This is a genomic window from Frankia umida (assembly GCF_023242945.1).
Classification (GTDB): domain Bacteria; phylum Actinomycetota; class Actinomycetes; order Frankiales; family Frankiaceae; genus Frankia; species Frankia umida.
In genome coordinates, this window is record NZ_JALKFT010000042.1 from 1 (window position 1) to 18,353 (window position 18,353).

Below are 18,353 nucleotides of genomic sequence, written 5' to 3' on the forward strand. Positions count from 1 at the left end.
ACTCTTCTGCAACAGTTCCGTCCAGAACGAATCCCATGCCCGTTACTTTCGACCCCTCGAAGCAGATATTTTGATTTTCCTTGAGTCGATTTGGGTTTCCCGTAACGCGAGAAACAGGCTCCAGTGCCGAAGTAATTCCCGGAACAGGACGCTCGTCTAGCCAACAGGAGACCGAATGCCCTTGCGGCTCCCGAGTTATCCAGACTCCGCAGTACTCCAAGGATACCGAACTTGAAGGCCAGGCCCTGCTCTTTACTGCACGCCTCAATTTCGAGCCGCCGGCAAGAACCTGCTCGATCCCCACCTCTCGTGTGTCCCCCTGCACGAGCGTATTGGTTGCGATAAGGCCGATCTGCCCCTTCTCGCACAAGAGGGAAAGCGCCCGAAGAAGAAAATAGGCAACCAGATCGCACCGTCCACCCGATCGGACATCGAGCGCAATGGATTCAATGATAGCCTCTCGATACGTTACGCCGAGCGCTCCCGTAATTTTTGTTCCGCCCAGGAAGGGCGGATTTCCGATAATGGAGTCGAATCCGCCGGTTTCGAAGACCTCGGGAAAGACGAGGGGCCAGTGGATGGGGGTGCGGGTGAAGCTGCCGGGGACGTGGTCGGTGGCCAACCAGCGCTTGATCTGTCTGGTGGCGTCGGTGGCGGTCGTGGTGCCGGCGGTGAGGTCGGCTATCAGTTTGGCGGCGGCGACCGAGGCGTTGTTCTGGCCGCGGGGGCCCCCGCCGGGGGGGGGGGGGGGGGGTTCGGTGGGGGGGGCGGGGGCCGGGGGCGGGCGGCGGCCCCCCCCCCCCGCGGCCGGCGTGGGTGAGGGTGGCACCGATCAGTGCGTCGGCGTGGTGGCGGAGCTGGGTGGTGCGGTTCTGGGCGTCGGCGAGGAGCTTCGCCTTTTCGTCCAGGCCGTCGAGGGTGGAGCCGTCCCGTGCTACCAGGGCGCGGCGTTCGTCCGCGACGGAGTGGACGAGTTCGCGGATGCCGGCCGTCCACTTGAAGAGATCCTTGTGGATCTCGCGACCCCTGGCCGGGTCGAGGTGCATGTGTTCGAGCTGGTCCACCGAGGTGATGCCGAGCAGGGAGTCGCCGGCGACGAGTTTGTCGTCGAGGAAGGTGAAGGGGCGGTGGGGGTCCATGGAGACCAGCCACAGCGACAGTTTGGCCATCTCAACGGCCATCTCGTTGATATCCGCGCCGTACAGGCAGTGTTCGATGATCTGGCGGCGGGCCTCGATGATGGCGCCGTCCTCCTCGGCATCGGCCGCGGCGGTGTCGGCCGGGCGTAGCGACGCCAGGTCAAGCGGGGAACGGCCGGTCAGGCCGGTGGGAAGGCGGCCGGCCTGCGTGATGCCGTCGGTTTCGACCTCGGTGAATCGGCCGAGGGCTCGGGGGTCGCCTTCGAGCGTCCACGCTTCGACGAGGCGGGCGCCGAGGTAGCGGGCGGCGGCGACGAGGAAGGCGGCCGAGCCCATCGCGATGTCGGCGACCTTCAGCGCCAGGATCTCGGTGCTGGAACGCAGCTGCCAGGTTCTGGTGTCGGCGGTCTGGAGCGGGCCGGGGGCGTAGACGAGCGGTTCGAGGGCGTTGTTGGCGACCTCTTCGGCGAGGAAACGCGGGGTGTAATGGGTACCGGTGTTGCGGCGCAGCGGTGATTCGGTGACGTACAGGCCGCCCTCAAGGACGACGACCGGCTGGTCGCGCAGGTCCCGGCGGAGCAGGCCGTAGTACGGCAGCAGCCGTTCGGCCGTGGGGTAGTCGCCGCGGGTGACGGCGAGCAGGGCCTTGCGGGCCTCCTCCCGCTCGGTGGCGTCCAGTGGGGTGAGCCGCTTCTCGACGGATCTCACCGAGCCGATGCCGCTGGACGCCCATTTCTCCGTGATGGCGGCGGCGAGCAGGGGGCGTCCACGGTGTTGGAAGGCGAGCGCCTCGAGGTCGGCGAGGGTCGTCTCGGCCTCAAGGCCCTCCTTGCCGACCAGACCGACGATGATCTCGTCGACGTCGGCGCAGCGCGCGTCGTAGGACAGCAGGCCCTCGTAGACGTAGCCGATCTGCTCGACGTCCAGGGAACGGAAGCTCAGCGTCCGCCGTTCGCGGGAGCGGCCCGAGCCGACCTGGACGTGCTGGACGGCCCGCAGCATGTGCAGCACCGTGCGGTCGTCGACACCGAGTGGCAGCCAGGGGTGCGTGTCGGGGTCGAACAGCGAACCACCGTGGGCGTGCATGCGCAGGCGCGGATGGTCGACGCCGGTGTGGACGGCGGTGAACAGCGCCCGCAGCCGGTGCCAGGCGGCACTGGACTGTTCCAGGTCGTCCTCGGTGGCGCCGTCGGAGATCTGGCCTTCGAGGTCGGCGCACAGGCGTCCCACCGAATAGGTGCCGGCGTAGAGCTCGTTGTCGGCGGGCAGCAGGCCGCGTTCCTCGGCGTAGAGCAGGAAGACGATCCGCATCATCACCGCGACCGCGCCGCGGTAGACATCGTGGGCGCTCAGGCCGGGTTCGCCGGCCGCGACCGCCATCGGGAGTCCGGGGCCGCCGCGGGCCCGGTCGGCGACATGCCAGCGGCCGAACGCGGCCACCAGCAGCTCGACGGCCTGGCGGACCTGCACGCCGAGCGCCTCGGTGATCTCCTCCTGGCTGCCGAGGCTCGCCTTGAGCAGCGGCACCAGCGTCTCGTCATCCGGGACGCCGAAGAACCGTCGCCGGCACAGCAGCGAGACGAAAGCGCGCACCACGTCCCGTTCCGCGGTCTCCGGCCAGGAGATCGCGTCGAACACCGCGGTGGACGTCACCCCGCCGCGCGGCGCCCAGACCAGCGCCCACTGCCGGCCGCTGGTGACCAGCGCCAGTTCCACCCCGTGCTGACGGCAGGCCAGCGCCGCGCGGTCCACCGGCGTGGCCGACCACGCCTCGCCGGCGATCCGCCCCGTCGGCGACTGCCCCGGCGCCACGACCAGCCCCAGCAGCCGCACCGACTCCGGCTTCACCCGCCCTGGCCGGGTCGGTCGGGACGCCCCGGCCAGGGCACCACCCGACATGGTCGGGCCGTCCGATGTGATCGGACCGTCCAGTGTGGTCGGGCCGTCCGAGGCTTCGTGGATCAGGGGGATTGTGGGGTCGACGAGGGCGAAGGAGGCGACGATCCGGGTGTCGTGCTGGTCGACGTCGACCGCCAGCGGTGCCAGCGTGTCGGCGGCACCGGGATCGGACGGCCAGAGCAGCGCGTCGCCCCAGCCGAGAAGATCGGTCAGGACGTGGCGAATCCAGGTGTGCTGGCCGGCGGCGGGGTCGTCCAACCAGGTGGTGTGGGCGCGGCGCAGGCGTTCGCGGGCCGGCTTGTCCAGCGGGTCGAGGGTCGGCCAGATCCGGCGCAGCACCGGCAGGCTCAGGAACGGGCCGGTGATGTCGATGAGGCTCAGCCAGTCGCGGTGCTGGGCCACCCCGTCCGGGACAGGCGGGCGCCGACGGGCTCCGCCCGAGGTGGGTGCCGGGGTCATCGTGCGGCCTCCCCGGTGGGCACGACCAGGACGACCGCGACCGGGAACTGGTGCTGCTGCGGGTCACGGTAGCGGCTGGCGATCACGTCAAGCTCCCGTTGCTTCTCCCGTTCGAGCCGGGTCAGGCGTTCCTCCCAGGACGAGCGGTCCCGGCGGAACTGGGCGAGCTCGTCGCGGCTGTGGGCGATCTCGGCGACGCTGAACAGGGCGTCCTCGTCGTTGTCGGGGTCGGCGAGGGCGGCGCGCAGGCCGGCGGCGAACTGGTCGAGGATGCCGACGATCCGGGCCTGCTCGGCGGACTGGCGCTGCGTCAGGATGCGAGCGAGTGACTCGCGGCGGGTCCTGGTCCGCCAGTTCAGGGCGGACAGCACCCCTTCGCGTGCCGCCGGCCAACGTTCGGCGAGACGGTCCGCGGTCTCCGCCGGGACGGCCCGGCCCGCACCCAGCGCGTCACCGACGATCTCACCGAGCACGGTGAGGTTCTCCAACCGGCGGAACCGTCCGGTGGCCGGCAGCCAGCCGCCGGCCTGCAGCACCTCCTCGTGCAGGCGCAGCCCGTCGGCGCCGACCAGGACGAACCGGGCGAACGCGCCGACGAGCACCTCCTCGCAGCGCGGATCCTCGCTGCGCACGACTGTCACCCGGTGCAGACCGACATCGGCGTTGGAGACCGCGCCGCGCAGCAGCCGGGTGGACATCTCCACCAGCCGGTGGCCCAGATGCGCGAGCACCACGTCGTCGCGGCCGCGGGCCAGCTCCGGGTCGAAGGTGACGGGCCGCTGGCGGGGCGGGGTGTCGTCCCGGTGCAGTTTCTCGGTGAGCCCGGCGGACGCCCGCGCCCACGACCCGGTCAGCGTCGGGACGTCGAACAGCCCCTCGTCCGCAGGACCGTCCCACGCGCCCGGCAGCAGCTCGCCCGGCTTTCCAGGCTTTCCAGGGTGGCCCGGCTGGCCCGGGTGGCCGAGCTGGGCCGGGTGGCGGCTCTCGTGCAGGTCGGCGCGCTCGTCGACGTGTGAGGTGAGGGGCTGCTGGCGGGCGAGGTCCAGCGCGGTGGACACCACCCGGTGCACCGCCCGCGGGGTCAGCCCAAGATCGTGAACTGTCTCGTCCAGCGTGGCGCGCAGCCGGCGCACCTGGTCACGGACGTTCTCCGCGACCGGCACGGTCGCCATGACCGCACCACCCCCACCTCCACCGGCAGCGCCCACCGGCGCGGGCAGGTCGAGCTCGGACGGGTCGACCAGGCGCTCGCCGAGCATCCGGCGCTGGACCCGGTCGGAGAGCACCGCGTTGACCGAACCGAGGTCGGCCTCCATCCGCACGACCTTCTTCACCACCCGGGACAGGAACTCCAGATCGGCCTCATAGGAATCGACCGCGCCCGTCCAGCCGGAACCGACGAAATGCCGGATCTCCGGCCGGTGACGCTGCCCGTAACGGTCGATCCGGCCGATGCGCTGTTCGAGCTTGTTCGGGTTGAACGGAATGTCGTAGTTCACCAGCCGGTGGCAGTGGTTCTGCAGGTCGATACCTTCGCTGGCGGCGTCGGTGGCAAGCAGAATCCGCACCGGGTGTTCGCTGGGATGGGCCTGGAACGCCAGCCGCAGCTGCTCACGTTCGTCGGCGGGCAGCCCGCCGTGCAGCAGACCGAGCCGAAGCCGGCCGTTCTCGTTGCCGGCGAGTCCGTCCTGGCGCAGCAGGCCGGCGAGCCACAGCTGCGTGTCACGGTATTCGGTGAACACGACGACCCGTTCGTCCGTCCAGTGCGTCCCGTCCGGGCGGCAGACCGCGTTCAGGTACTCGAGCAGGACGCGGGCCTTCGCGTCCGGCTGGGCTTCCTGGGCGTCGGCCCAGCTCCGCATCCGGTCGAGCAGGGCGAGTTCGGCGTCGGTCGGGTCCGGTGCCAGCGGGCCGACCCGGTTCAGGGCGTCGTCCTCGGCCTCGGCGAGCTGCTCGTCGTCAAGGGTGGCGACGTCGTCGAAGTAGTCGTCCAGCCACTCCGGCACGTCGTCCGCGTCCTGGCCGGCGCGCGGCCCACCGGCGGGTCGGGCCCGGCGCGCACCGAGCGTCTCCCGGTAGACGGCGACGGTGTGCGCGAACGCGGCCGGGGAGGAGAACAGCCGCTTCTTGAGCAGCAGCGTCACCAGGTCGGTTGCCTTACGACCACGTTCGGAGTTCAGCCGGACGCGCCGCAGCGCCGCGAACTCCTTCACCAGGGCATGGATCTCCCGCTCGCTCTCGGGATAGACCACCGGCAGGTCACCCGGGGTTCGCGGCTGGAACCGCGGGGTGCCGTCGGCGTTCTCGATGCTGCCCTTGAGGCGACGGACGACCACCTCCTCCACGGCCCGACGGTCCGGCGCGACACCACGGGCGAAACGCTGGTCGTCGAGAATCTCCAGCAGCGCGGTGAACGACGCCAGATAGCCGTTGTGCGGGGTCGCCGACAGGAACAGCCGGTGGGTGAAATGCGGTGCGAGCCGACGGATCAGCTTGGTCTGCTGCGAGTCGACCGCATACACCTGCCTGGGTGCGGCCGGGGCGACGTGATGCGCCTCGTCCAGAACAAGCAGGTCGAACGTGCGCGGATAGGTGGGCTGGCCGTCGCCGGGAAGCACCTCGTCGAGCAGGCGCTGCGCCTTGGGGCCGCGCAGCCATGGCAGGCTGACGATCGTCAGGCCGAACACCTCGAACGGGTTCGCCGCGCTGCCATGCGAACGGCGCACCGCCGCGCAGCGCTCCGCGTCGATGATGGTGAACTCGCGGCCGAACTTCTCGGCCATCTCGTCACGCCACTTCGTCGTCAGCCCCGCCGGGCAGACAATCATGATCCGCCGGGCCCGGTGGCGCAGCAGCAGCTCCTCGGCGACCAGCCCCGCCTCGATCGTCTTGCCCAGACCCACGTCATCGGCGAGCAGCAGGTTCACCCGCGGCGCCGCGATCGCCCGGGCCACCGGCTCGAGCTGGTAGTCCTCGACCGCGACCCCCGAGCGAAACGGCGCCTGCAACCTGCGGGCATCCGCGGACGTCACCGCCGACCACCGCAGTGCGTCCAGGAACGCGGCCAGCCGCCCCGGTGGATCGAACCGCCCCGCGACCACCTCCGGCAGCGACCCGCTGGGCAGCACCCGCCGCCCCGGCTCGACCTCCCAGATCACCTCGATCGTGTGCCCGTACCGGCCGTCCTCGACGCTCTGCAACGTGACCAGCGAACTCGGCATCCGCGGTCCCGCGGGCTCGGACCGTGCGGGCTCGGACCGTGGTGGCTCGGACCGTGGGGGGATGTCGACCCCGGCCACCACCCACTTCTGCCCCCGCACCTCGACCAGTGCGCCGATGCCCGGCAGGTCGCGCTCCGCGGCCTCGCGCCGTGTCGCCTCGCGTTCGGTGGTCGGCGTCGGCATCCACATCCCCCTTACGGACAGGCCGCCCATTCTGGCAGGACGCGAACACCCCCCGTGCTCGCGACGGCCCTCCGACCCCGGGACGACAGATCCGATCATCCCGACATCCAGCCCAACATACCCTGTGAATCGAGTTCACATCCAGTCAGATGAAAAAGGGATCTTCCATCTGGCACCCGGATGGAAAATTCTGGGCCCTAAACTTTCCATGTGGACAGATCGATCTTCGAGAGGAGCCCCACCGGCTCCCTGGTGAAGATCGCCGGCACCGACGCACGCACCGGGGAGTACGAACACGTCGCCTTCCAGCCGTATCCGCTGGGCGAGGAGGAGCCGAACCTGGCCGGGACGACCTGGCGCGCTGTCGCCGCGGCGGGAACCGAGCTGGGCCGGCTGGGCCAGGCCGGTCGCCAGATTCCCGATCCGACACTGCTTCGCCAGCCCACGTTGCGTGCCGAGGCGCAGAGCACCTCGGCGTTGGAAGGGACCTTCGCTCCCCTGGAGGACGTGCTTGCCGCCGACCTCACCGAACCAGGCGCGCGCAGCGCGTCTCTGCGCGAGGTCCTGAACGTCGCGACAGCTGTCAGGACCGGTTGCGGGCCGTCAGTGCCGTCGGCGACTGGGACGGCTGGGTCGGCTTCTTCGCGGACGGCCTCGCCGATTCCTGCCGCCGGACAGTACGGACCGTGACGGATCTGCTGGCGCTGGAAGCCGCCTATCTGGATCGGATCCGCGCCGCCGGGCTGAGCGGAGCACTGATTCGGGACATCACCGCGCAGCTGATCGGCAACCCCTTCGTGACAGCGGCCTCCGTCGCGCGGGCGACGGGAAAGACCACCGCCGGGGCACGCAATGCCATTGGCCAGCTGATCGGTCTCGGCGTGCTGCGGGAACGGACGACCCGAAGCTATGCCCGCGTCTACGAAGCCGTCGAGGTCTTCCAGATCCTGCAACGCCCATGACCGGCGGTGCGTTGCCGCCCGCCCGCGACAGCACCCGCGGGCCCATCGGCCGGTCGGGTCAGGCCGGGATGCGCACCGCGAAGACCTGCTCGTGATCCGCCGGGGTCCACATCCACCCGGCGCCCAGCCGCGAGCCCGGCATGTGGTTCGCCCGGACGGCGTACGGCTGCGTGGAGTTCGTCATCCCCCACCGTTTCGCGATCGTCTCCGCCTCTGACCGGGCGGATTCCACGGCCTGCTGCTCATCGCCGAAAATGCCGATGATCGCGAGGGCTGGATCTTCTATGACTCCGCATTCTATGCAGCCGACCTTGCAGACAAGCCAGTTTTCCTCGCCGCTCACATGCATTCCCTTCGGCCGCACCGATCCTGGCCGCAACAATGATATCCGGCGATTCGGGAGAGGGCCCGCCGCGACACCGCCGGATCGGCGCCGTACCGGCCCACGGTGACCCTCCTCTCACCCCCGGCGGCACTTCAGGGATGTCGACGGGACGTCAATGCGAGCGCCGCGCGTCGCCCCACCGCGGCCGCCTGCCGGTTGGCCCGGCCCGCCGGCACCTTTGAGTGGCCGAGCCGCCTGGTCGACACCGGCCGTCCCCAGCTGCCCCGGGAGCCCGGCGACCAGCGTCATCACCCGCCGGCGGCCCGCCGAAGGCCGACTCCCGAAAATCCGCATTTCCGACCGGCCGACCGTCAAACCGGCCCGAACGGGCCACCGTCAACAGACCGTTCCGTACACCCCGGTTGACAGCCAATGACGACCCGCACTAACTTCTGGCCCCAGAATCACCATAATACCGGGGTACCAGGCATTCAATGTGGAAACCAGCCGCATCCAGCACCCTCTCGCGCCCACAACCCCCACCGCGCAAAAGGCTCCGCTGCCCGTTCGGAACCCTTCCGGTCAGGACAAACGAAATTCTCCATTTCCCCGGCGAAGCGAAACGAAGGAGCGATGATGAATTCCCGCAGAACGAGCAGGACCGGACCGGCATTACCGGCCGACGCCGAGTTACCCCCAGCCGCGGGCGGCGCACGACCCGGCCAGGCCGCGACGCGGCACGGCCGGACGGCAACGCGGCGCGGCGACGCACGGGGCAGCCTGCGGGGGGCATCCCGCCGGCTGAACGCCATCGCCGCGGCCCTGGTGACGGCCCTGATCGCCAGCCTGATCGCGCTGACCGGTCTGGCCGCACCGGCCCGGGCGGCCACCAGCTGGCCCGGGGGAACCTGGGAGCCGGCCCCGCCGACCTACGGCATGACCGTCGTCAGGGACGTACCGGTGACGATGGACGACGGGGTCGTCCTGCCGGCCGACATCGGCTACCCGGCGGATCTCGTGACCGGGCAACGCGCGACCGGCACGTTCCCCGTCATCGTCCAGCAGAATCCGTACGCGTTCGGCGGTGATCCCGATTCGTTCTTCGTGGGCCGGGGCTACATCTTCGTGTCGGTGGACGTCCGTGGCACACTCGACTCGCAGGCACCGGACAACGGGCCGCTGGTGAACCCACTGTTCGGTCCGCGAATCGCGAAGGACGGCGTCGAGGTCGTGGACTGGGCGGCGCATCACCTGGACGGGTCGAACGGCGCCATCGGGCTGTACGGCTGTTCCCAGCTCGGCATCAACCAGCTGTTCACCGCCGCCGCTGTGGGCCCGCATTCACCGGTCAAGACGATCATCCCGGCCTGTGCGTCGAACAGCTACGACATCTACTTCTCCGGAGGCGTCCCCTCCGCGACGGTCCCACTGTTCGGCCAGGACCTCGGGCTGAGCGGTGACCGGCACCGCGCGGAGAATCTCGCCTACGGTCAGCAGACGGTCGCCGAGATCAATGCCAGCGGCCCACGGGCCTACAACGGCACCTTCTGGCGGGAACGCACGACCGACGCCGCGATGGCCGCGCGGATCGTGGGGAACGGCATCCCGGCGTTGTTGTGGAGCGGCTGGCAGGCCACGGAGAACCCCGGTGCCCTGCGGTTCTGGACCGCGCTGCAGAACGCCGCGAACGGCCGGCCCGCAGGCGGGCCGCTGCTGCCGGGCCAGTCGACCACGGGCCGCTATCAGATCGTGATCGGCAACGGAGGCCACGGCAGCGGACTCGACAAGAGCATCGAGCTGGAGTGGTACGACACCTGGCTGAAGGGCCAGAAGACCGGTATCGACGCCACGAAGACGCCGGCGCACCTCTACGAGCAGGGCAGCAACCGGTGGATCAACGCGGCCAGCTTCCCGGCGGTGGGCAGGTACACGCCGTACTACCTGAACGCGAACTCCGGGCTCACCCCGAAAGGGCCCGGTGCGACCGGCGCGGACACGGTGAAATGGTCCGCCCCCGACCAGGCCGGCAGCACGCTGACCTACACCACGTCCCCGTTCGCGTTCGGTCAGACGCTGGCGGGACCCGTTGCCGCGAGCATCTACGCGTCGTCGAGCACCAGCGACATCAACCTGATCGCGACGTTGCAGGACGTCTCGCCGCTCGGCGGTGTCACCACGATCGCGTCGGGATCGCTCATCGGCAGCCTGAGCACGCTCGATGAGAACGCGTCGTGGAAGGACAAGAACGGGCAGCTGATCCTGCCCGCCCATCCGTACACGACCGACACGAAGATCGAGCCCGGAAAGACCAACCGCTACGACATCAGGATCAACCCGACGGTCTGGAGCGTGTCGCCACTGCACTCGCTGCGTCTGGTCGTCAGCACCCAGGCCAGCAGGAACGACTGCGGGGGGTTCCTCGGCATGCCGCAGCCGTGTGCCTACACCGCGGCCCAGCAGGCCGGTCTGGCCGGCGGTAGTTACCAGATCGTGCGCAACAGCACCGGCCGTTCAGTGGTGAACCTGCCACTGCTCCCCTGGCGGCAGCTCCCCGCGGCGCGCAGCGGCGTCACCCCCACCAGCGGCTTCGCCAGCGAGCCCCTGGGCTGGTGACGAGGGGCGCAGGGGCGCCGGGACCCGAGTGCCCCCCGGTCCGCAGGTGAGTCCGTCCTCCTCCCCGGGGCTCCCACCCGAGGAGGAGGACGTCGGGCCGCGCCCACCGGTTCCACATCTGCCTGGGTCTGGCCCGGGCGGACTGTCGAGGGTTCCGTAGACTACGGGCGTACTGTTGCCAGCCATTGAGGGCGTCCGCTGTGCGTGCATTGCTGCTTGAGAGTGTTCATCCTGACGCCGCGGCGATCCTGCGCTCCGCGGGGGCGACGGTTGAGACGCTTGACCGGGCCCTGGGTGAGCAGGCGCTGATCGAGGCGCTGGCCGACGTCCAGTTGCTGGGTATCCGGTCGAAGACCGAGGTCACCGAGACGGTCTTCGAGGAGGCGCACGATCTGCTGGCCGTCGGTGCGTTCTGCATCGGCACGAACCAGGTCGACCTGGCCGCCGCCGGTGATCGCGGTATCGCGGTGTTCAACGCGCCGTTCTCCAACACCCGCAGCGTCGTGGAGCTCGCGGTCGCCGAGATCATCGCGATGACCCGGCGACTGACCGAGAAGAACACCGGCATGCACGCCGGCCTGTGGGACAAGTCGGCCGAGGCGGCCCACGAGGTCCGCGGCCGCAGCCTCGGGATCGTCGGCTACGGCAACATCGGCGCGCAGCTGTCCGTGCTCGCCGAGGCCCTCGGGATGACCGTCTACTTCTACGACACCGCCGACAAGCTGGCGCTGGGCAACGCGCGGCGCTGCGCGACCCTGCCCGAACTGCTCGCCACGGCGGACGTCGTCACCCTGCACGTCGACGGCCGCCAGGGCAACCTCGGCATGTTCGGCGACGAGCAGTTCGCCCTGATGCGCCAGGGCAGCCTGTTCCTCAACCTCTCCCGCGGCTTCGTGGTGGACCATCGCGCGCTGCGCACGCACATCGAGTCCGGCCATCTGGCCGGCGCGGCGGTCGACGTCTTCCCGCAGGAGCCGGCGGGGCGGGGCGACGAGTTCGTCTCCGAGCTGCGCGGGCTGCCCAACGTCATCCTCACCCCGCACATCGGCGGGTCGACCGAGGAAGCCCAGCAGGACATCGGCCACTACGTCGCGAGCAAGCTGCGTGACTACGCCCGCGAGGGCAACACGACGATGAGCGTCAACCTGCCGCACCTGTCCCTGCCGCCGCGCCACGGCGGGCGGCGGATCGTCCACCTGCATCGCAACGTCCCCGGCGTGCTCGCGAAGATCAACAGCCTGCTGGCCGAGCACAAGGTCAACATCGAGGGCCAGCTGCTCGACACCCGCGGCGAGTACGGCTACGCCCTGACCGACATCGCCGTCGACTACCCGTCGGCGCTGATCGACTCGCTGGCCGCGATGCCCGAGACCATCCGCGTCCGTTCCCTGGGCTGATCGGAACCGTGACCGTCGAAGTTCCTGATCTTGGCCGGGTGCTGCGGGCCGCGGGCCTGGAGGTTCGCGACGATCGCGCGACGCTGGCGATGTACGCCACCGACGCCTCGCTCTACCGCGTCCCGCCGCGGGCCGTGGTGCGACCCCGCCACGTCGACGAGGTGGCGGGGGCACTCGAGGTCGCCCGGGCGCACGGCGTCGCCTTCACCGCACGCGGCGGTGGCACGTCCATCGCGGGCAACGCGATCGGACCGGGAATGGTGCTGGACTTCAGCCGGCATCTGAACCAGGTCCTCGAGGTGGACGTCGACGCGCGCACCGCGGTGGTCCAGCCCGGGCTCGTGCACGCGGACCTGCAGAAGGCGGTGCTGCCCCGCGGGCTGCGGTTCGGCCCCGACCCGTCCAGTCACTCACGGTGCACCATCGGCGGGATGATCGGCAACAACGCCTGCGGTAGCCGGGCGCTGGGCTACGGCCGCACCAGCGACAACGTGGTCGCGATGAGCTACCTGCTGGCCTCGGGCGAGACGTTGCGCACCGACTACGACAGCGCCGGCGTGCCCCTCGTCGACGGGCCGCAGCCACTGCTGGACGCGCTACGGGCCGCCGCCGGGCGGCATCTCGGCGCGGCGCGCACCGAGTTCGACACCTTCGGCCGCCAGCTGTCCGGCTATGCCGTCCAGCATCTGCTGCCCGAACGGTTCGACCTGGGGCAGGCGCTGATCGGCTCCGAAGGCACCCTCGGCATCCTCACCCAGGCCACCGTCCGGTTGGTGAAGGACCCTGACCATCGGGTTCTGGTCGCCCTGGGCTTCGCCGACATCGTCGCGGCCGGGCACGCGGCGCCGACGGTGGTGACGTTCGGTCCGACCGCCTGCGAGGGCATGGACCAGCGGCTGGTGGACGTCCTGCGTGCGCGGCGCGGCGACACCGCGGTTCCGCCGCTGCCCCGCGGCGGCGCCTGGCTGTTCGTGGAGATCGCCGGCGACGACCGCACCGACGTGCTGGACCGGGCGTCCGAACTGGCCGCGGCCGACCTGGGCACCGAGACCCGGATCGTCACCGACCCGGCGGAGCAGGCCCGGCTGTGGCGCATCCGCGAGGACGGCGCGGGCCTCGCCGGACGTGCGCCTTCGGGCCAACCGGCCTGGCCCGGGCTCGAGGATGCCGCGGTCCCGCCGGACCGACTCGGCGATTACCTCGCCCGCTTCGACGAACTGGTCGCCGACCACGGCATGACATCGGCGCCCTACGGCCATTTCGGTGACGGCTGCATGCACGTCCGGCTCGACTTCCCCCTGGCCCGTCCGGACGGGCTGACGGTGCTGCGCACGTTCCTGACCGCGGCCGCCGCCCTGGTGACGGAGTTCGGCGGTTCGATCTCCGGGGAACACGGCGACGGCCGGGCCCGCGGCGAACTGCTCGCCCAGATGTACTCCGCCGATGCCATCGCCCTGTTCGGCGAGGTCAAGCACGCCTTCGACCCCGACAACCGGCTCAACCCCGGAGTGCTCGTCAACCCCGATCCCTTCGACGCGGCCGTGCGGATGAGCGGGGTCACCTACCGCAGGGACCTCGCCTTCGCCTACCCGCACGACGACGGCGATCTCGCCCAGGCCCTGCACCGCTGCACCGGCGTGGGCCGCTGCCGGGCCGACAACAGCGCGGCCGGCGGCGTGATGTGCCCGTCCTACCTGGCCACCCGGGAGGAGAAGGACTCCACCCGCGGCCGGGCCCGGGTCCTGCAGGACGTCGTGCGCGGCGACCTGGACTGGCGGGCGCCCGCCGTCCTCGACGTGCTGGACCTGTGCCTGTCCTGCAAGGGCTGCGCCGTCGACTGCCCGACCGGCGTCGACATGGCCACCTACAAGTCCGAGGCCCTGCACCAGCGTTACCGGCGCCGGCCGCGGCCACGCTCCCACTACAGCCTGGGCTGGCTGCCCCGGTGGGCCCGCCTGGCCGGACGAGCACCGCGGCTGGCGAACCTGGCGGCGCGGACCCCCGTTCTCGGCAAGGCCGGCCTCACCCTGGCCGGCGTCGACCGCCGCCGCAGCGTCCCCCCCTTCGCACCCGTCCCCTTCCGCCGCTGGTGGGCCGCCCAGCCCACCGCCAACACGGCACCGACTCGCGACACGGCACCGGTTCGCGACACGGCACCGGTTTCCGTGGCGACGCCGGTGCTGCTGTTCGTGGACTCCTTCTCCGAGTCCTTCTCACCGGACGCCGCCGCCGCGACCGTGCGCGTGCTGCGCGCGGCCGGTTACGAGCCCCGGCTACCCTCGTCCGGCACCTGCTGCGGGCTGACCTGGATCACCACCGGCCAGTTGGACGCGGCCCGCCGCATCCTGGGCCGCACCGTGGCCGAACTCGCGGCGGCGGTGCGCGACGGCGTCCAGATCGTCGGCATCGAGCCGTCCTGCACCGCGGTGCTGCGCGCCGACGCCGTCGAGCTGCTCGAGGGCACCCCCCAGGCCGAGGACGCCCGTCTGGTCGCGGCCGCCACCCGCACCCTCGCCGAACTGCTGACCGCCACCGCGGACTGGAGCCCACCCGACCTGACCGGCACCACCATCGTGGCCCAACCGCACTGCCACCACCACGCGGTGCTCGGCTGGGCCGCGGACAGGGCGCTGCTCACCCGCACCGGCGCCACCGTCACCACCCTCGCCGGCTGCTGCGGTCTCGCCGGCAACTTCGGCGTCGAGATCGGCCACTACGAGGTCTCGGTCGCCGTCGCCGGCCAGAACCTGCTCCCGGCGCTGGACGCCGCCCCCGACGCCGTCGTCCTCGCCGACGGCTTCTCGTGTCGCACCCAGATCGCCGACCTGCGCGACCGCCCCGCCCTCCACCTGGCCGAACTGCTGTCCCCGCGCCCCTGGCCCCCACCTCCTGGGCTCACATCCCCGAGGCGTTGGCGCGGTCAGGTCAGGTCGACCAGGAGTTTGACGGCCTGGGCCTGATCGAGGGTTTCGAAGGCGGCGCCGACGGTGTCGAAGGCGACCGGGTGGACCCAGCCGTCGGTCGGGAAGGCACCGGCGCGCAGCAGGTCGATCACGCTGGGAAAATCGTCCTGGTAGGCGCAGGAGGCGACGAGGTCGATCTCACCGAAGAACACGTCGAGCGGCCTGAAGGCGACCGGACGGGCGTAGATGGCTACGGTCACGACCCGTCCACCTGGGCGGACGATGCGCAGCCCAGCCTGGAACGCCGGCTCCACTCCGGCGGCGTCGAAGACGACCTCCACCCCGTCACCCTCGGTCAGCCCAGCGACGGCGGACGGCAGATCCTCCGCCGCCGGATCGACCACCCGCAACGTCGTCCCCGCGCCAGCACCGGTCCCAGCACCGGTCCCGAGCGCGGCGGCGGTCCCAGGAGCGGCGGCGGGGGCGAGGGCTGCGTCTGGTTCGTGTACGCCGACGGCGGCGAGAGCGGTGGTCAGGGCGGTCCGGCGGACCAGGGAGGGTTCGGAGACGACGATCAGGGCGACGCCGCGGGCGACCAGGTTGAGGGCCACCGCGATCCCGATCGGACCGGCGCCGAGCACGGCCGCGGTCCCGCCGGTGCCGAGGCCGCCCCGTCCGACCGCGTGGTGGGCGACGGCGAGCGGCTCGACCAGCGCGCCGGCCAGCGCATCGACGCCGTCCGGCAGCGGATGGGCCATGCAGGCGCGGACGGCGGTCAGTTCACCGAGGCCGCCGTCGTGCTCCGAGAGGCCGTGCCAGACGATGTCGCGACACAGGTTGTAGGCGCCGCGCCGGCAGGGTCCGCACTGCCCGCAGGTCCACATCGGCTCGACCGCGACCAGGGTGCCGGGCCGCAGCCGGTCGTCGGTCACCTGGTCGCCGACCGCCACGACCTCGGCGGAGAACTCGTGGCCGAGGACCATCGGGCCAAGGTCACCGAACGGACCGGCGTGCCAGACATGCAGGTCGGAGCCGCACAGTCCGGTGAAACGCGGCCGCAGCAGCAGGCCGTCAGGCAGTAGGGACGGCTCGGGCACCTCCTCGATCCGGATGTCCCGAGCACCGTGCAGACGAGCGGCGCGCATGACAGCCTCCTGACGACAGGACCCGGCGGCCCCGCGGGACGGGATGCCCCACGACGACGCATGGCGGCGGCGCCGTCCGACCGGCACTCGCGGCGCAGCGCAGCGTACGCCGCCACCGACGCGGGCGCCCCGGAAAAGGCGGTTCGCTCCGATCCGGTGGCCGGCGTCCAGATCGATGGTCGACCGCGGCGAAGATGGTGAGGATACGGCCATGACCAGGCCACGCGAACACGACCTGGCTGCTGGACGCTCGACCCACCGATCTGGTCATCAAGGTTCAGGCGACGCCGAGCATCGTGTTCCAGGCCGCGCCCGAGATCGAGACCCGCGTCCTGGCGGGCCTGGCCGCCACGACGGTGCCCGTGCCCCGACTGCTGGCCGCGGACCCCACCGGCACCGTGATCGGCGACCCGTGGTTCGCGATGGAACTCGTCCGCGGCACCGGCCTGCCCGATGAGCCCTCGACCGGCTACGCCCAGCGTGGCTGGTTCGCCCAGGCGACCCCCGAGCTGCGGGCGACCGTCTGGAACGCCTTCGTCGACATCCTCGCCGATCTGCACCGCCTGCCCGCCGCCACGTTCGGTCCGGCGCCGCGCGGTGGGAGCCACGGCGCGATGCTCGAGTTCTGGGCCGCGAGCCTGCACGACACGATGTCCCCCGGCGTCGCGAAGGTGCAGGAACGCGCCCTGGGATGGCTGCGGGACAACGCCCCGGCCGACGCCGACGAGACCCGTGGGCCCTGCATGGGTGACGCCCGGTACTGGGAGATCTACGCGGCGACGTTCATGGCCGTGACCACGACCCGGGCGTTCCGCATCATCCGCGGCACCGCCGAGGCGGACATCGAGCGCCTGCACCCCTCCCTGCCCGATCTCGAACGCCTGCTGGACGCCCCCCGCGGCGGCTGAGGGCGGTCCTGGTCCGACCGGTAACCCTTGCTGGACGGACGGCGCGGGGAAATCCTGACGTCCAGCACACGGAAACGTGGTTCACGCAGAGAGGCAGGCCGATGACCAACGAGACGCCGACCAGCGAGACGTCAGCCGTCCAGCCGACGACGCTGGACGGCCTTGGGTGCTATCTGCTGGGCGGCCAGCCCGCGTCCGCCCGCGAGATCATCACCGAGGCGGCCGAGGCCGAGGCGCTCGGCCTCGAGGTCGCCTTCATCTCCGAGCGTTACAACAAGAAGGAGGCGGTGACCCTCTCCGGCGCGGCCGGCGCGGTCACCGAACGGATCACCATCGCCACCGGCGCCACGAACCACAACACCCGCCACCCGATGGTGACCGCCGGTTTCGCCCGCACCATGCAGAGCCTCACCGGCGGACGTTTCGTGCTCGGTCTCGGCCGGGGTATCCCCAAGGTCCAGGACGCCCATGGCATCCCCCGTATCACCACCGCCGAGCTCGAGGACTTCGTCGGGATCATCCGCCGTCTCTTTCGCGGCGAGACCGTGCGCGACCACAACGGGCCGGCCGGTTCCTGGCCCGTCCTGAGCATTGATCCGACCCTGGACGAGTACCTGCCGATGGGTATCGTCGCGTTCGGTCAGAACACCCTCGAGCTCGCCGGTCGCTGTTTCGATCAGGTCGTGCTGCACACCTACTTCACCGACGAGACGACGGTGCGCTGCGTCGAGACGGTCAAGCGGGCCGCGGAGAAGGCCGGCCGCGACCCCGACGCGGTCAAGGTGTGGGCGTGCTTCGCCACGATCGGCGATCACATCCCCGAGCAGCGGCGCCTCATGAAGTCCGTCGGCCGCCTCGGTACCTATCTCCAGGGCTACGGCCGGCTGTTGGTGCGGACCAACGGCTGGGACGAGGCCGTCCTCGACCGGTTCCTGGCCGACCCGGTCGCCAGGGCCCGCGGTCTGGACATCGTCGGCACCCCCGAGCAGCTCGAGCACGCCGCCGAGCTGATCCCCCCGCAGTGGCTCGCCGCCGCCGCGACCGGCAGTCCCGCCCAGTGCGTCGCCGCCGTCCGCCACCAGTTCGACCTGGGCTGCGACGGCGTGATCATGCACGGTTCCACGCCCGCCGAGCTCACTCCCATCGTCGAGGAGTACCGCCGCACCATCGACCGGTGATCGCTGGCTCCGCGGCGAGCC

The 18,353-nt window shown here is 71.0% G+C and carries 11 protein-coding genes and 1 pseudogene; 7 read left to right on the forward strand and 5 right to left on the reverse strand.

Annotated elements, in window-relative coordinates; all coding sequences use genetic code 11:
• From MXD59_RS27100 to drmD, 3 genes are all read right to left on the reverse strand, one after another.
• Positions 1-526: DNA methyltransferase (locus tag MXD59_RS27100; RefSeq protein ID WP_372512182.1), on the reverse strand; the 526-nt coding region annotated here is incomplete at its 3' end.
• A complete protein-coding gene (locus MXD59_RS26725) occupies positions 447-3,497 on the reverse strand; it encodes a hypothetical protein (RefSeq protein WP_283097395.1) in 3,051 nt (1,016 codons plus the stop codon). The genes MXD59_RS27100 and MXD59_RS26725, both read right to left, overlap by 80 nt.
• A complete protein-coding gene (gene drmD, locus MXD59_RS23640) occupies positions 3,494-6,901 on the reverse strand; it encodes a DISARM system SNF2-like helicase DrmD (RefSeq protein WP_248826800.1) in 3,408 nt (1,135 codons plus the stop codon). The genes MXD59_RS26725 and drmD overlap by 4 nt, the downstream gene beginning before the upstream one ends.
• Positions 6,902-7,111: 210 nt before the next feature.
• Between drmD and MXD59_RS27105 the strand changes: the two genes are divergently transcribed.
• Positions 7,112-7,591 carry a Fic/DOC family N-terminal domain-containing protein gene (locus MXD59_RS27105; RefSeq protein ID WP_248826801.1) on the forward strand — a complete coding sequence of 160 codons (480 nt, stop codon included), beginning with the start codon at positions 7,112-7,114 and terminating at the stop codon, positions 7,589-7,591.
• Entirely contained in the window at positions 7,588-7,863 is a 276-nt protein-coding gene (locus MXD59_RS23650) for a hypothetical protein (protein ID WP_248826802.1), read from the forward strand. The genes MXD59_RS27105 and MXD59_RS23650 overlap by 4 nt, the downstream gene beginning before the upstream one ends.
• Positions 7,864-7,921: 58 nt before the next feature.
• Here the strand turns inward: MXD59_RS23650 and MXD59_RS23655 are convergent, their stop codons facing one another.
• Positions 7,922-8,206: a hypothetical protein gene (locus tag MXD59_RS23655; protein WP_248826803.1), complete on the reverse strand. Its 285-nt coding sequence runs from the start codon at positions 8,204-8,206 to the stop codon at positions 7,922-7,924.
• A gap of 807 nt (positions 8,207-9,013) precedes the next feature.
• On the opposite strand from MXD59_RS23655, the gene MXD59_RS23660 reads away from it, so the two are divergent.
• From MXD59_RS23660 to MXD59_RS23670, 3 genes are all read left to right on the forward strand, one after another.
• Positions 9,014-10,801, forward strand: coding sequence for a CocE/NonD family hydrolase (locus MXD59_RS23660; RefSeq protein WP_248826804.1), 1,788 nt, complete (start codon positions 9,014-9,016; stop codon positions 10,799-10,801).
• A gap of 200 nt (positions 10,802-11,001) precedes the next feature.
• Positions 11,002-12,198 (forward strand): phosphoglycerate dehydrogenase, encoded by a 1,197-nt coding sequence (serA, locus tag MXD59_RS23665; RefSeq protein ID WP_248813443.1) that lies wholly within the window; start codon positions 11,002-11,004, stop codon positions 12,196-12,198.
• Positions 12,199-12,206: 8 nt separating this feature from the next.
• On the forward strand, positions 12,207-15,158 hold the full coding sequence (locus MXD59_RS23670) for an FAD-binding and (Fe-S)-binding domain-containing protein (RefSeq protein ID WP_248826805.1): 2,952 nt from the start codon (positions 12,207-12,209) through the stop codon (positions 15,156-15,158).
• Here the strand turns inward: MXD59_RS23670 and MXD59_RS23675 are convergent.
• A complete protein-coding gene (locus tag MXD59_RS23675) occupies positions 15,119-16,246 on the reverse strand; it encodes an alcohol dehydrogenase catalytic domain-containing protein (protein WP_248826806.1) in 1,128 nt (375 codons plus the stop codon). The genes MXD59_RS23670 and MXD59_RS23675 overlap by 40 nt on opposite strands.
• Before the next feature lie 230 nt (positions 16,247-16,476).
• Here MXD59_RS23675 and MXD59_RS23680 point away from each other — a divergent pair.
• Both MXD59_RS23680 and MXD59_RS23685 read left to right on the forward strand, forming a co-directional pair.
• A pseudogene (locus tag MXD59_RS23680) lies at positions 16,477-17,154 on the forward strand (phosphotransferase); the annotation flags it as partial.
• Between the two features lie 101 nt (positions 17,155-17,255).
• Positions 17,256-18,332, forward strand: a complete 1,077-nt coding sequence (locus tag MXD59_RS23685) for a TIGR03857 family LLM class F420-dependent oxidoreductase (protein WP_248826807.1) — start codon at positions 17,256-17,258, stop codon at positions 18,330-18,332.
• The last annotated feature ends 21 nt before the right edge of the window (positions 18,333-18,353 follow it).